At 62.4% G+C, this 13,688-nt stretch carries 10 protein-coding genes; all 10 read left to right on the top strand.

Going from position 1 to position 13,688, the window contains the following annotated elements; translation table 11 throughout:
- Nucleotides 1-402 precede the first annotated feature (402 nt).
- Nucleotides 403-492: a K(+)-transporting ATPase subunit F gene (locus AC0L17_RS23405; protein WP_023797479.1), complete on the top strand. Its 90-nt coding sequence runs from the start codon at nt 403-405 to the stop codon at nt 490-492.
- 33 nt (nt 493-525) lie between these two features.
- Nucleotides 526-2,229, top strand: coding sequence for a potassium-transporting ATPase subunit KdpA (kdpA, locus tag AC0L17_RS23400; protein ID WP_473517563.1), 1,704 nt, complete (start codon nt 526-528; stop codon nt 2,227-2,229).
- Between the two features lie 24 nt (nt 2,230-2,253).
- Nucleotides 2,254-2,478 (top strand): hypothetical protein, encoded by a 225-nt coding sequence (locus AC0L17_RS23395; RefSeq protein ID WP_473517562.1) that lies wholly within the window; start codon nt 2,254-2,256, stop codon nt 2,476-2,478.
- On the top strand, nt 2,475-4,568 hold the full coding sequence (gene kdpB, locus AC0L17_RS23390; protein WP_473517561.1) for a potassium-transporting ATPase subunit KdpB: 2,094 nt from the start codon (nt 2,475-2,477) through the stop codon (nt 4,566-4,568). Before AC0L17_RS23395 ends, kdpB begins: the two co-directional genes overlap by 4 nt.
- Nucleotides 4,569-4,580: 12 nt before the next feature.
- The gene (kdpC, locus tag AC0L17_RS23385) at nt 4,581-5,150 is read left to right on the top strand and encodes a potassium-transporting ATPase subunit KdpC (RefSeq protein WP_473517560.1); all 570 of its coding nucleotides are present in this window, start codon (nt 4,581-4,583) and stop codon (nt 5,148-5,150) included.
- A 46-nt stretch (nt 5,151-5,196) separates the two neighbouring features.
- Nucleotides 5,197-7,947, top strand: coding sequence for a DUF4118 domain-containing protein (locus AC0L17_RS23380; protein WP_473517559.1), 2,751 nt, complete (start codon nt 5,197-5,199; stop codon nt 7,945-7,947).
- Nucleotides 7,944-8,636: a response regulator transcription factor gene (locus AC0L17_RS23375; protein WP_287122749.1), complete on the top strand. Its 693-nt coding sequence runs from the start codon at nt 7,944-7,946 to the stop codon at nt 8,634-8,636. Before AC0L17_RS23380 ends, AC0L17_RS23375 begins: the two co-directional genes overlap by 4 nt.
- A 403-nt stretch (nt 8,637-9,039) precedes the next feature.
- The gene (locus AC0L17_RS23370; protein WP_473517558.1) at nt 9,040-10,266 is read left to right on the top strand and encodes a CAP domain-containing protein; all 1,227 of its coding nucleotides are present in this window, start codon (nt 9,040-9,042) and stop codon (nt 10,264-10,266) included.
- Between the two features lie 78 nt (nt 10,267-10,344).
- Nucleotides 10,345-12,105: a type I secretion system permease/ATPase gene (locus tag AC0L17_RS23365; protein ID WP_473517557.1), complete on the top strand. Its 1,761-nt coding sequence runs from the start codon at nt 10,345-10,347 to the stop codon at nt 12,103-12,105.
- Complete coding sequence (locus tag AC0L17_RS23360; protein WP_473517556.1) at nt 12,102-13,556, top strand: HlyD family type I secretion periplasmic adaptor subunit; 1,455 nt, start codon at nt 12,102-12,104, stop codon at nt 13,554-13,556. Before AC0L17_RS23365 ends, AC0L17_RS23360 begins: the two co-directional genes overlap by 4 nt.
- The last annotated feature ends 132 nt before the right edge of the window (nt 13,557-13,688 follow it).

Here is a 13,688-nt window from a genome sequence, read left to right as displayed (position 1 = left end):
CGGGCGTATGCGGACGACTACGCCGTGATCTATACGCGAAACCGCTGATTTTCAGCGGCTTCGCCCCGCCGCACGACTTGTCTCTTGAGCGCCGCGCTGAGAGCCGCGATGGCAAATCCTTTATAGGATTCTTATTTCTTTCCTCTTCGCCACGTCTCGAACCTTTATGGGGTTTGGATCCATATTCCGTCGGGAAGGACACATCTCGGTCGCCATTATCATCGCGACAGAGTGTCTTCACATGACTTCAACGCTGCCCGGCTGCAGGCAAGCCAGTGCAAAAACGAAAATAAGGAACAGCTCCGATGGACATCATCGTTCTCGGGATAGGATTTTTGTTTTTCGCCCTGTTCTTCGCCTTCGTCAAAGCCTGCGATAGTCTTTAGGCGGAAGGACCGCAACATGCTTGTCGACTATATCCTCGGTGGCGCTGTGACCCTGTTCCTTCTCGTCTACCTGACATACGCCCTCATTCGCCCAGAACGTTTCTAACGGCAACTGGCGCAGGCACGGAAGGCTATTTCAATGACTTTCAACGGATGGATGCAGATCCTCGTCTATTGCGGGATCGTCGTTTTGCTGGTGAAGCCGCTCGGCGGCTACATGGTTCGCGTTTTCAGCGGCGACCGCACGTTCCTTTCGCCGATTTTGGCTCCTGTCGAGCGCAGCCTTTATCGCATCTCGGGGATCAGCGAGCGTGAGGAGCAGCACTGGACCACCTATGCGGCGGCCGTGCTGTTCTTCAACCTCGCCGGCTTCCTGGTGCTCTACGCCCTGCAACGGCTGCAAGGCAGCCTGCCTTACAATCCGGCCGGCATGAGCTCCGTCGAACCCGGGCTCGCCTTCAACACCGCCGCCAGCTTCATGACCAACACCAACTGGCAGAACTACGGCGGTGAAAGCACGATGTCCTATCTCGTGCAGATGGCCGGCCTCACCGTGCAGAACTTCCTGTCCGCAGCGACCGGCATCGCCATCGCAATCGCGCTGATCCGCGGCTTCACCAAGGCCTCCGGCAAATCGATCGGCAATTTCTGGGTCGATATGACCCGGTGCACCCTTTACCTGCTGTTGCCGCTCTGCATGGTGCTGACGCTGGTCTATGTCTATCTCGGCATACCGCAGACGCTCAGCGCCTATCTCGACGCCACAACCCTGGAGGGCGCGCGGCAGACGATCGCGGTCGGGCCGGTTGCCTCGCAGATCGCCATCAAGATGCTCGGCACCAATGGTGGCGGCTTCTTCAACGCCAACGCCGCGCATCCCTTCGAAAACCCCGACGCGATCTCGAATCTGATCCAGATGGTTTCGATCTTCGCCATCGGTGCGGCGCTGACCAACGTCTTCGGCCGCATGAACGGCGACCAGCGCCAGGGTTGGGCGATCTTGACTGCAATGGGCGTCCTGTTCATCGCCGGCGTTGCCGCCTGCTACTGGGCGGAAGCATCAGGCAATCCGCTGGTGCATGCGCTGGGCATCGACGGCGGCAACATGGAAGGCAAGGAAACGCGCTTCGGCATCGCTTTGTCGGCGCTGTTTGCGGTGATCACCACCGCCGCGTCCTGCGGCGCCGTCAACGCCATGCATGACAGCTTCACAGCGCTTGGCGGCATGATCCCGATCATCAACATGCAGCTCGGCGAGCTCATTGTCGGCGGTGTCGGCGCCGGTCTCTACGGCATCCTGATGTATATCGTGATCGCCGTCTTCGTCGCCGGACTGATGGTCGGACGCACGCCCGAATATCTCGGCAAGAAGATCGAGGCCAAGGAGGTCAAGATGGCGATGCTCGCCATTCTCTGCCTGCCGCTGGCGATGCTGATCTTCACCGCCATCGCGGTGGTGCTGCCGACAGGCGTCGCTTCGATGGCCAATGCCGGCCCGCACGGCTTCTCCGAGGTTCTCTATGCCTACACCTCGGCTGCCGCCAACAACGGCTCGGCCTTTGGCGGCCTGACCGGCAACACGCCCTGGTACAACGTCACGCTTGCCATCGGCATGCTGATGGGCCGCTTCCTGGTCATCATCCCGGCTCTGGCGATCGCCGGCTCGCTGGTCGCCAAGAAGACGGTGCCCGCCTCCGCCGGCACCTTTCCGACCGACGGGCCGCTGTTCGTCGGGCTGCTGGTCGGCGTCATTCTGATCGTCGGCGGCCTCACCTTCTTCCCGGCACTGGCGGTCGGACCGATCGTCGAGCACCTGGCTGGCATCCACGGGCAGACTTTCTGAACCGTCCCACCTTGGATCAATGTCATGTCCTGGCTCGAAACCATACGTCGCAAGATTCGGCATCGAGACGATCGGAAAGGGGCAGCCCCGCCTCCTTTCCTGACCCCGCCGCCTTTTCCGACCTTGTCCACGTTCTTCGGCATTGCGGCAGTCATGATCGTGATCTGGCTGCTGGCCTCCGGGCTTCCGCATCTTCGTTCGGCCTACGATCGGTCGGTCACCAACACCGATACTGGAGCCACCAAATGAGCCAGTCCAAATCCGCTGTCATCATGGATGCCCGTATCCTGCTGCCCGCCGTCGACGGCGCCTTCAGGAAACTCAACCCGCGCACCTTGATGCGCAATCCGGTGATGTTCGTCGTCGCCGTCGTCTCGGCGCTCACCTCAGTCCTGTTCGTCAAGGATCTCGTCACCGGCGGCGGCGATCTCGGCTTCTCGCTGCAGATCATCATCTGGCTGTGGTTCACCGTGCTTTTCGCCAACTTCGCCGAAGCGGTCGCCGAAGGCCGAGGCAAGGCCCAAGCCGATTCGCTGCGCAAGGCTCGCACCGAGAGCCAGGCCAAGCTGTTGAGCGGCGACGACCGCACCAGGTTCAAGCTGGTGCCAGGCACCAGCCTGAAGGTCGGCGACGTGGTGCTCGTCGAGGCCGGCGACATCATTCCGTCGGACGGCGAGGTGATCGAAGGCGTCGCTTCGGTCAACGAGGCGGCGATCACCGGCGAATCCGCTCCGGTAATCCGTGAATCCGGCGGCGACCGTTCGGCGGTGACCGGCGGCACGCAGGTTCTGTCCGACTGGATCCGCGTGCGCATCACCGCGGCCTCCGGCCACACCTTCCTCGACCGCATGATCTCGCTGGTCGAAGGCGCTGCGCGCCAGAAGACGCCCAACGAGATCGCGCTCAACATCCTGCTCGTCGGCATGACGCTGATCTTCGTACTGGCGACGGCGACGATCCCGAGTTTCGCCTCCTATTCCGGCGGCACCATTTCGGTGACCGTCCTCGTCGCCCTGTTCGTCACCTTGATCCCGACGACGATCGGCGCGCTGCTTTCGGCCATCGGCATCGCCGGCATGGATCGCCTGGTGCGGTTCAACGTGCTGGCGATGTCGGGCCGCGCCGTCGAAGCGGCGGGTGACGTCGACACGCTGCTGCTCGACAAGACCGGCACGATCACGCTCGGCAATCGCCAGGCGACGGCATTCCGACCGGTCAAGGGCGTCACCGAGCAGGAGTTGGCCGACGCGGCGCAGTTGGCCTCGCTTGCCGACGAAACGCCGGAAGGCCGCTCGATCGTCGTGCTGGCGAAGGAGAAATACGCCATCCGTGCCCGCGACATGGCAACACTGCATGCCAGTTTCGTGCCATTCACCGCGCAAACCCGCATGAGCGGCGTCGACATCGATGGCTCTTCGGTTCGCAAAGGCGCGGTCGATTCGGTGCTCGCCCACGTCAATCAGTCGACCGTCGCCTCGCATGGCACGCGCCCCGGCAGCGACACCGTCCGCGACCTCCAGGCGATCGCCGACGACGTCGCCAAATCCGGCGGCACGCCGCTTGCGGTCGAGCGCGACGGACGCCTGCTCGGCGTCGTCCATCTCAAGGACATCGTCAAGGGCGGCATCCGGGAACGCTTCGCCGAACTGCGCAAGATGGGTATCCGCACGGTGATGATCACCGGCGACAACCCGATGACGGCGGCGGCGATCGCGGCGGAGGCCGGCGTCGACGATTTCCTGGCCCAGGCGACGCCCGAGGACAAGCTGAAGCTCATCCGCGACGAACAGGCCAAGGGCAAGCTCGTCGCCATGTGCGGCGACGGCACCAATGATGCGCCGGCCCTTGCGCAGGCCGATGTCGGCGTCGCCATGAACACCGGCACCGTCGCCGCACGCGAAGCCGGCAATATGGTCGATCTCGACAGCGATCCGACCAAGCTGATCGAGATCGTGGAAATTGGCAAGGCGCTGCTGATGACGCGCGGCTCGCTGACGACCTTCTCGATCGCCAACGACGTGGCCAAGTATTTTGCCATCATCCCGGCCATATTCGCCGTCTTCTACATCGCGCCGGGGCAGACGTCAGGCCCGCTGCAGGCGCTCAACATCATGCATCTGGCAACGCCGCAGAGCGCCATTCTCTCGGCCATCATCTTCAACGCACTGATCATCGTCGCGCTGATCCCGCTGTCGCTAAGAGGCGTCAGATATCGCGCCGTCGGCGCCGGCGCGCTGCTCGGCCGCAACCTTCTTGTCTACGGCCTCGGCGGCCTCGTCGCCCCCTTCGTCGGCATCAAGGCGATCGACATGGCCATCACCGCGCTAGGCCTCGCATAGGGAATCAAGTCCATGCTCAAGCAAATCAGACCCGCGATCACCATGATCGTTTTCTTTACCATCCTGACCGGCCTGATCTATCCGATCGGCATGACCGGCATCGCCCAGGCCTTGTTCCCGCGCCAGGCCAATGGCAGCCTGATCGAGAGGGACGGCAAGCTCGTCGGCTCCGAGCTGATCGGCCAGGCTTTTGCCAGCGAGCGCTATTTTCATGGCCGGCCGTCGGCTGCAGGCGACGGCTACGACGCCGCCGCTTCGAGCGGCTCGAATCTCGGGCCGACCAACGCCAAGCTGATCGACCGCGTCAAGAGCAATGCCGACAGGCTGAAAGGGGAAAATCCGAACCAGCCGGTGCCGATCGATCTGGTCACGACTTCAGGCAGCGGCCTCGATCCGCATATCAGCCCCGAGGCCGCCTATTTCCAGGTCGCCAGGGTGGCCAGGGCCAGGGGCGTCGATGAAGCCAGGGTCAAGTCGCTTGTCGACAGCCATGTGGAGCACCGCGAGCTCGGCTTCATGGGCGAGCCTGTGGTCAATGTGCTGCAGCTTAACCTGGCGCTGGACGAGGCCATCAAGCAATGAATGGTGGGGTCGACACCATCCTTGGCGCCATTCATGATCGACTGTGATGCCGGACGACAGAAGCAACGAGACCAGACCCTCACCCGACGCCCTGCTTGACCACGCGGAGCGCGAGGCGCGCGGTCGTCTGCGAATTTTTCTGGGCGCCGCCCCCGGTGTTGGCAAGACCTCTGAAATGCTGATGTCGGGCCGTGCAAGATTGGCCGACGGAGTGGACGTGGTGATCGGCGTCGTCGAGACGCACGGCCGCAAGGAAACCCAGGCGCTGGTCGACGGCTATGAGGTGATTCCGCGTCGTCGGGTCGACTACAAGGGGCGCGCCCTCGAGGAAATGGACCTCGATGCCATCCTTGCCCGGCGTCCGGCGCTGGTCCTCGTCGACGAACTGGCCCATACCAACGCGCCGGGCAGCCGCCATCCCAAGCGCTATCTCGACGTTCAGGAAATCCTGACGCACGGCATCGACGTCTACACCACGCTCAACATCCAGCATGTCGAAAGCCTGAACGATGTCGTGGCGCAGATCACGCGCGTCAGGGTGCGCGAGACGGTTCCAGACTCCATCATCGACCAGGCCGACGACATCGAGATCATCGATCTCACGCCCGACGACCTGATCAAGCGGCTCGAGGAAGGCAAGGTCTATATCCCCAGCACCGCCCAGCGCGCGATCGAGAACTATTTCTCGCCTGGCAATCTGACGGCGCTCAGGGAACTGGCGCTGCGCCGCACCGCCCAGCGCGTCGACGAGCAGTTGCTGACCCACATGCAGGCCCACGCCATAGCCGGACCCTGGGCGGCCAGCGAACGTGTCCTGGTCTGGGTCGACGAGGATCCGCGCAGCGCGTCGCTTGTGCGCTATGCCCGCCGCCAGGCCGAGCGACTGCGCGCATCATGGCTGGCGCTCTATGTCGAGACGCCGCGTTCGACCAGCCTGTCCGAGCAGGATCGCGACAGGCTCGCGGCAACGCTTCGCCTTGCCGAGCAATTGGGCGGCACTCCCGTCACCATACCCGGTCAGGACGTCGCCACCGAGATCCTGCGCTATGCGGCGGCAAACAACGTCACCCACATCATATCAGGCAAGCCGCGCAAGCCGCGCTGGCGGCAATTGTTCGACGGCTCCGTCACCTATGACCTGATACGCGACGCCGGCAAGATCAGCGTTCATGTCGTCTCCGGCGACGACCAGGCGCAAGTCCAGCCGTCACGAGGTGTCATTCCGGTTCAACCGGCGCGCCTCGACATCAGGCCCTATCTGATCGTCACCGGCTACGTCGTCGCAGGACTGCTTTTCGGGCTGCTGCTGTCGCGCGTGCTCGACGTGCGCAACATCGCCCTTGTCTTCCTCATGTCGGTGCTGGTGTCTGCGGTCACGGCAGGCCTGTGGCCTGCGATATTCGCTTGCATCCTCAGCGCGCTGGCATTCAACTTCTTCTTTCTCGACCCGCTCTACACGTTCAACATCAGCGCTCCGGAAAGCGCCGTCGCACTCGGCTTCTTCTTCTGCGTGGCGATCATCGCCAGCAATCTGACGGCGCGGGTACAGCGCCAGGCAGTGGCGGCGCAGTCTCGCGCTCGCACCACCGAGGACCTTTATCTGTTCTCGAAGAAGCTGGCCGGGACGGGAACGCTGGACGACGTGCTTTGGGCGACTGCCTTCCAGATAGCCTCGATGCTGAAGCTGCGGGTGGTGCTGCTGCTGCCCGAAAACGGCACGATCACGGTCAAGGCCGGCTATCCTCCGGACGACACGCTGGCTGAGGCAGACATCGCCGCGGCGCTCTGGGCCTGGGAACACAACCGCGCCGCGGGGCGCGGCGCGGACACGCTGCCCGGAGCAAAACGCCTCTATGTTCCGTTGCGGACGGGGCGCACCGCTGTCGGCGTCGTCGGCCTCGACAATGACAAGCAAGGTCCGCTGCTGACGCCCGAGCAGCAGCGCCTGCTCGACGCTCTCACCGATCAGGCGGCGGTGGCCATCGAGCGTATCCAGCTGGTCGCCGACGTCGACCGGGCCAAGCTCGCTGCCGAGGCGGACCGCTTGCGCTCGGCGCTGCTGACCTCGATTTCCCATGACCTGAAAACGCCGCTTGCCGCGATCATCGGCGCCGCCGGCACATTGCGGGAATTTGCGCCAGCGCTTCCCGAAGCGGACCAGGCGGACCTGCTGTCGACCGTGCTCGACGAATCGGAACGGCTGAACCGCTTCATCGCCAACCTGCTTGACATGACCAAGATCGAATCCGGTGCGATGGAGCCGAACTACGCGTTCCACTATGTCGGCGATATCGTCGGTTCCGCTTTGCACCGGGCGAGGAAAATCATCGGCGAACACAAGACCGAAATCGATATTCCCGCGGACCTGCCAATGCTGCGGCTCGACCCCGTCCTGTTCGAGCAAGCGCTGTTCAACCTTCTCGACAATGCCGCCAAATACGCGCCGCCAGGTTCGACGATCCACCTGCAGGGCTGGGCCGACAATGGTTCCGTCATCCTGCAGGTCATGGACGAGGGGCCGGGCATTCCGCGCGCCGATCTGGAACGCGTTTTCGACACGTTCTACCGGGTGCGCAAGGGCGATCAGGTCCGTGCCGGCACCGGGCTTGGGCTCTCGATCTGCCGCGGCTTCATCGAGGCGATGGGCGGGACGATTTCGGCGACCAGCAGGACCGACCACTCAGGGGCGGTTTTCACAATCAGGATGCCGGTGCCGACGGAACTGCCCGCGGTGGACGACGACCCCAACGGCGATGACCGAAATGTGGACGACCCCGACGTGGCTAAATTGGCATGACGAACCTGGACGTCAGGATATTGGTCGTCGATGACGAACCGCCGATCCGCAAGCTGCTCCGCGTCGGCCTTGGCAGCCAGGGCTATGCGATCAGCGAGGCGCCGAACGCCAAGACGGCGATCGAACTCGTGGAGACGGAAAAGCCGGACCTGATCCTGCTCGATCTCGGCCTGCCCGGCATGGGCGGCCACGAATTGCTGCGCAAATGGCGGGACGACGGCCTGGATGTTCCCGTCGTCATCCTTTCCAGCCGCACCGACGAGGCCGGCATCGTCTCGGCACTTGATCTCGGCGCCGACGACTATATCACCAAGCCGTTCGGCATGAACGAGCTTGTCGCGCGCATCCGCGTGGCGCTCCGCCACAAGTTCCAGCAGCAAGGCGAGAAGCCGGTCTTTAACACCGGCGATCTCACGGTCGATCTGGTGAAGCGCATCGTCATGATCGAGGACAGGGAGATAAAGCTCTCGCCGAAGGAGTACGACATCCTGCGCATCCTCGTTCAGCACGCCGGCAAGGTTCTCACCCACCAGTTTCTTTTGAAGCAGGTCTGGGGCGATTCGACCGACGTGCAGTATCTCAGGGTCTATGTGCGGCAGCTCAGGCAAAAGATCGAGAAAACGCCCGACCAGCCGCGTTACATCACCACCGAAACCGGCGTAGGATACCGCCTGCGCGAAGTCGACTGAAGCGAGCGCCGCGGGCGAGCTCAATCGGCCGAGAGCTCCGCGGTCCGGACAAGTGCGCCGCTGAAGCCGGCCAACGAGATGGCACGCGCGTTCCGGATGTCCAGGATCGGCGAACAACCTTCGGTTAATGGGAATGGTCGAGGCGAGGCGTTCAGGACCTCGCAGGTCCTCACGGTCTGGCGCAAGTCGCGCATCGCGAGTACGTGCACAATCAAGTGTCATATTGGTTGCATTGCAGTATGAAATTTTACGTTATCGCATTCCCACAAATTCTCTTTAACAAAATCATGGTTAACAGGCGCCTGCCGCAGCTTAGCCACAGTCGGCTTTTACCAAGCACCATGGGGGAAATTCTACAGCTTGGCGGGACCGTCCAAAAACGAAACAGTGGAGCGACGACCTAATGCCGCAACATAGCGCACAAGAACAATATCTACTTGAACTTATCAACGCCCAGAGGGCCAAGGCCGGCGTGCAGCCACTGGCCTTTGACAATGATCTCAGCGAGTCGGCTGAGGGGCACAGCAGATGGATGCTTGCAACCGACACCTTTTCTCACACGGGGTCGGGAGGGTCCTCGCCCACCCAGCGAATGAAGGCGGCTGGCTACACCCTCGCGGGCTCCTGGGCGACAGGGGAGAACATCGCATGGGCTACGACCAGGTCACCGACAGGCTACAATGACGAGATTCTGCTTCTGCACAACAACCTGATGAACTCCCCGGGTCATCGTGCCAACATCCTCAATGGGAATTTCCGCGAGGTAGGTCTTGGCTTCGAGGTTGGCGATTACCGGGGGCGCTCCAGCGGTTTCGTGACGGAGAATTTTGCCAAGACCGGATCAGACCTGTTCCTGACCGGTGTGGCGATCGACGACAAGGACGGGGACAGGTTCTACGATCCCGGTGAAGGTCTGTCCGGTCTCACCATCACAGCGAAGAGTTCGACGGGCGCGACGTTTACGACGAAGACCATGGCCGCCGGCGGCTACGACCTCGCGCTCAAGCCGGGCACCTACACAGTAACCTTCTCGGGGGCGGGCATCGAAGCTTCGACGCGCACCGTCTCTGTCGGGAGCAAGAACGTCAAAGTCGATCTCGTCGACCCGAAGCAGGGCGCCGTCGCTGCCGTTCAGGATGAACCGGCGGCCGTTTCGGATCCGGCGCCGCAGCAGGACCCGACGCCAACCGCGCCAACTGAACCGGCCCCGACACCAACGGCGCAAGCTGAACCGGCCCCGACAACGCAGCCGGATTCTGGTTCCCAGTGGCTTGCAAACTTCTTCAGCAAAAACGGCGCAAACTTCCGGTCCGACCAGACCTTGGCCGAACATGAGGAGGCTGAAGCAACGCCTGGCACGGCCAAGGAGAGCGGTGCACAGGTGGCTCTTGACGGCGATAACATCGTGTTTCCACAACTCGGGAACGTTCGCGGCCAACTCGACGACGCTATCGAGCAGGTCCGGGACGCTGCATCGACCGCATTAGCAAATGCGGGCGATCCGAGACCGGCTTTTGATTGGGCAGAGTATGCACATACGCAAGCGGGCGATGCCGACGCGCTGGCTGCGAAACTCATCGAGCAACTGTCTGCGCATAACAACAGCGTGATCACCGATCAGGCCGCGTAGCCAATGCCGGACGATGCGGGCCTGCAGTTATGGGCCTGCATCGCCTGCTGACGCACGCGGTTGATCGAGGGGACATCAATGTCACAATCTGGTTCAGAAAAGCTCCGCCCGCCGAGGGCGAAGTCCGAATTGGCTGCCTGCCTGGCGCATTTCCGGCGCGCCTTTTTGGCGGTGGCGGGTTTCAGCGGCCTTATCAACGTGCTGATGTTGTCCGGCTCGGTGTTCATGCTGCAGGTCTACGACAGGGTCCTGCCCAGCCGTAGCGTGCCGACGCTGGTGGCTCTGGTCCTGCTGATTTCGATTCTATATGTTTTTCAAGGTGCACTCGACGCGATCCGCGGCCGGGTGCTGGCGCGTATCGGCAGCGGACTCGACGAGCGCCTGAGTGAGCGGACCTACCGCGTGATGTCGCAATTGCCCTTGGCCAGAGGCCGTTCGGGCGAGGGCATGCAGCCGGTGCGCGATCTCGATCAAATCGGCGGTTTCCTGGCCAGCGGTGGTCCCGCCACTCTTTTCGACCTGCCGTGGATGCCGCTTTATCTCGCGCTCTGTTTTGCCTTCCATCCTTGGCTCGGCCTGGCTGCGCTGATTGGGGCGATCCTGCTCTTGGCATTGACCGTGCTCACCGAGAAAACGGTCCGCCGTCCAGCAATCGAAATGTCTGGATATGCCGGAGCGCGCAGCAATATCGCGCTGGCAAGCATCCGTAACGCCGAAGTGCTCGAAGCGATGGGCATGAGATCCACCCTGGCCTCGCGCTGGGCGGAGGCGAACGGCAAATACAGGCAGGCGCAGATGCGCGCCAGCGATGTCACAGGTTCATTCGGCGCGCTCTCCCGCGGCTTTAGGATGCTGCTGCAATCAGTCGTTCTCGCGATCGGAGCGTATTTGGTGATCGGTGGGGAAGCCACGCCCGGCATCATCATCGCAAGTTCCATTCTCACTGCGCGAGCGCTGGCGCCGGTCGAACTCGCAATTGCGCACTGGAAGAACTTTCTTGCCGCCAGACAAGGCTGGCACCGGCTGAACGAACTTTTCACGCAGTTCCCTGCCACAGAGGATCGCTTGCAGCTGCCGCCGCCGCAGACACAACTCTCGGTTGAAGCGATCAGCGTCGTCCCGCCAGGCGAAAGCCGTTTTGTCGTACAGGACATTGCGTTTTCGCTGAACGCCGGCTCCGCGCTCGGTGTCATCGGTCCGAGTGCATCGGGCAAATCGTCACTGGCGCGGGCGCTCGTCGGCGTCTGGCCGGCAGCGCGCGGCAAAATCCGCCTGGACGGCGCCGCCATCGAACAGTGGCCGGCTGAGGCACTGGGGCGACATATCGGGTATCTGCCGCAAGATGTCGAACTTTTCGCAGGCACCATTGCTCAAAACATTGCCCGCTTTGATCCTTCTCCGGATCCGGCAACCATTATCGCGGCGGCCAAGACCGCGGGCATGCACGAAATGATCCTGCGCTTGCCTCGCGGATATCAGACCGAGATCGGCGAGGGCGGCGCATCGCTTTCAGCAGGACAGCGGCAGCGCATTGGACTGGCCCGCGCGCTTTATGGTGATCCTTTCCTCGTTGTTTTGGATGAACCGAACTCGAATCTGGACGCTGGAGGCGAGCAGGCTTTGACCCAGGCGATCCTTGCAGTCAAACAGCGGCACGGCGTGGTTGTCGTAATCGCCCATCGTCCAAGCGCCCTGGCGGCAGTGGACCTTTTACTTGTTCTCGACTCCGGCCGTCAGCACGCATTTGGGGCGAGGGATCTGGTCGTCCGGGGCACGACGCGGAGTGCCTCCGTGGGAACGCTTCAAGCAGTTGCCCCGGAGGAAAAGGCATCAGGATGACGTTATTTCATGATCGATCGTTCTTTGGCGCGCGTAACGGCGTGAGGGGGATGATTCCGCATATTCGTGCCGGAGCGAGCCATCTGGCCGGCGTCAAGGGCAAAATCGGCGGGCTGGCGTTCGTTCGGGCTAACCTCCCTACCGATGTGCGATCGCAGCCGACGCAGAACGACTTATCCCTTCGCCGGTATATGCTTCTTGGCGCCGCAACCGTGGCGCTGCTTGTCGGCGGCCTTGGTGCATGGGCCGCAACGACGGAATTGTCAGGCGCCGTCATCGCTACCGGCCATATCGCAGTGGAATCCAACGTCAAGGCGGTTCAGCATCCAAGCGGCGGCGTTGTGGGTGAGATCAACGTGCGCAACGGCGATGAAGTCAGAGCAGGCGATATTTTGCTCCGTCTCGACGACACGCTTACACGCGCCAATCTCGCCGTCATAACCAATACCCTGGACGAACTCTCGGCGCGGGAGGCACGCCTCACAGCGGAGCGTGAGGGTGCCGAGGCGATAGCCTTTTCCGAGGATCTCACCAGCCGCTCCTCTGTCGGACATGTGGCGCGTGTGATCGGCGGGGAGCAGAAACTTTTTGCTTTGCGCCGGGGAGCTTACCGTGCCCAAATCGAGCAACGCAGGCAACGGGTGAGCCAGCTCAAGGAGGAGATAGCGGGCCTCGAGGCACAAAGGGCGGCCAAGGAGCACGAGATTGCGTTGGTCCGCGACGAGATCAAGGGCGTCAGGGGCCTTTGGGAAAAGAAACTCGTCCAGCGGTCGCGACTCCTGGACCTGGAGCGGGGCGAGGCTCAGATCGAGGGAGGGCGCGGCCAACTCGTCGCTGCGATAGCCGAAGCGAACGGCAGAATCAGCGAAACAGAAATGGCCATCATCCAGATCCAGCAGGATTGGCGCAGCGAGGTCGCGAAAGAATTACGCGAAACGGAGGCTCGAACCACAGAATTGGCAGAGCGAAGGATCGCCGCGGAGGAATTGCTTAGACAGACCGATATTCGTTCACCCCAGAACGGACGGGTGCATCAGCTTGCGATCCATACGGTCGGCGGCGTCGTCACGACCGGCGAGCCAATTATGATGATTGTCCCGACCGCTGACGAATTGACTGTGGACGCACGCATCGCGCCTCAAGACATCGATCAGGTCCAGCCCGGCCAGCTTGTCCATCTGCGGCTGTCGGCGTTCAGCCAGCAGGTCACACCGGAAATCGAAGGACATGTAGCAACGGTTTCTCCCGACCTCGTCGAAGACGAGCGGAACGGACTATCCTACTACAGCGTGCGGATCAGGCTTGACGAAGGCAAGCTTGGCTCGTTGGATCCGGAAAGCCTCAAGCCAGGCATGCCGGTGGAGGCGTTCATGCGCACGACCGATCGCACCGTCATCTCGTTTCTGATGAAGCCGTTGACCGACCAGATCAGCCGCGCATTCCGCGAATAGTCGCGCGGCTGGCCTATCGCCGTGCCGTGGCCACGGCTCCGGGGAACGCAGCCCGGCCATGCCGAGCTTTTCAACTGTGTGATGTTGCGGTTCAAATTATCTAAGCCAGGCCTGAAAGGTATGGAGCCGCAG

The sequence above is a fragment of the Mesorhizobium sp. WSM4829 genome (assembly GCF_055811475.1).
The sequence above is the reverse complement of the archived record's forward strand: the minus strand, read 5'-3'. Positions and strand labels throughout refer to the sequence as shown.

Excerpts from the sequence above, each read along its gene's own strand:
- AC0L17_RS23395 (WP_473517562.1), top strand. The coding sequence starts at position 2,254 with ATGTCCTGGCTCGAAACCATACGTCGCAAGATTCGGCATCGAGACGAT.
- kdpC (WP_473517560.1), top strand. The coding sequence starts at position 4,581 with ATGCTCAAGCAAATCAGACCCGCGATCACCATGATCGTTTTCTTTACC.
- AC0L17_RS23380 (WP_473517559.1), top strand. The coding sequence starts at position 5,197 with ATGCCGGACGACAGAAGCAACGAGACCAGACCCTCACCCGACGCCCTG.
- AC0L17_RS23375 (WP_287122749.1), top strand. The coding sequence starts at position 7,944 with ATGACGAACCTGGACGTCAGGATATTGGTCGTCGATGACGAACCGCCG.
- AC0L17_RS23360 (WP_473517556.1), top strand. The coding sequence starts at position 12,102 with ATGACGTTATTTCATGATCGATCGTTCTTTGGCGCGCGTAACGGCGTG.
- AC0L17_RS23370 (WP_473517558.1), top strand. The coding sequence starts at position 9,040 with ATGCCGCAACATAGCGCACAAGAACAATATCTACTTGAACTTATCAAC.
- kdpB (WP_473517561.1), top strand. The coding sequence starts at position 2,475 with ATGAGCCAGTCCAAATCCGCTGTCATCATGGATGCCCGTATCCTGCTG.
- AC0L17_RS23405 (WP_023797479.1), top strand. The coding sequence starts at position 403 with ATGCTTGTCGACTATATCCTCGGTGGCGCTGTGACCCTGTTCCTTCTC.
- AC0L17_RS23365 (WP_473517557.1), top strand. The coding sequence starts at position 10,345 with ATGTCACAATCTGGTTCAGAAAAGCTCCGCCCGCCGAGGGCGAAGTCC.
- kdpA (WP_473517563.1), top strand. The coding sequence starts at position 526 with ATGACTTTCAACGGATGGATGCAGATCCTCGTCTATTGCGGGATCGTC.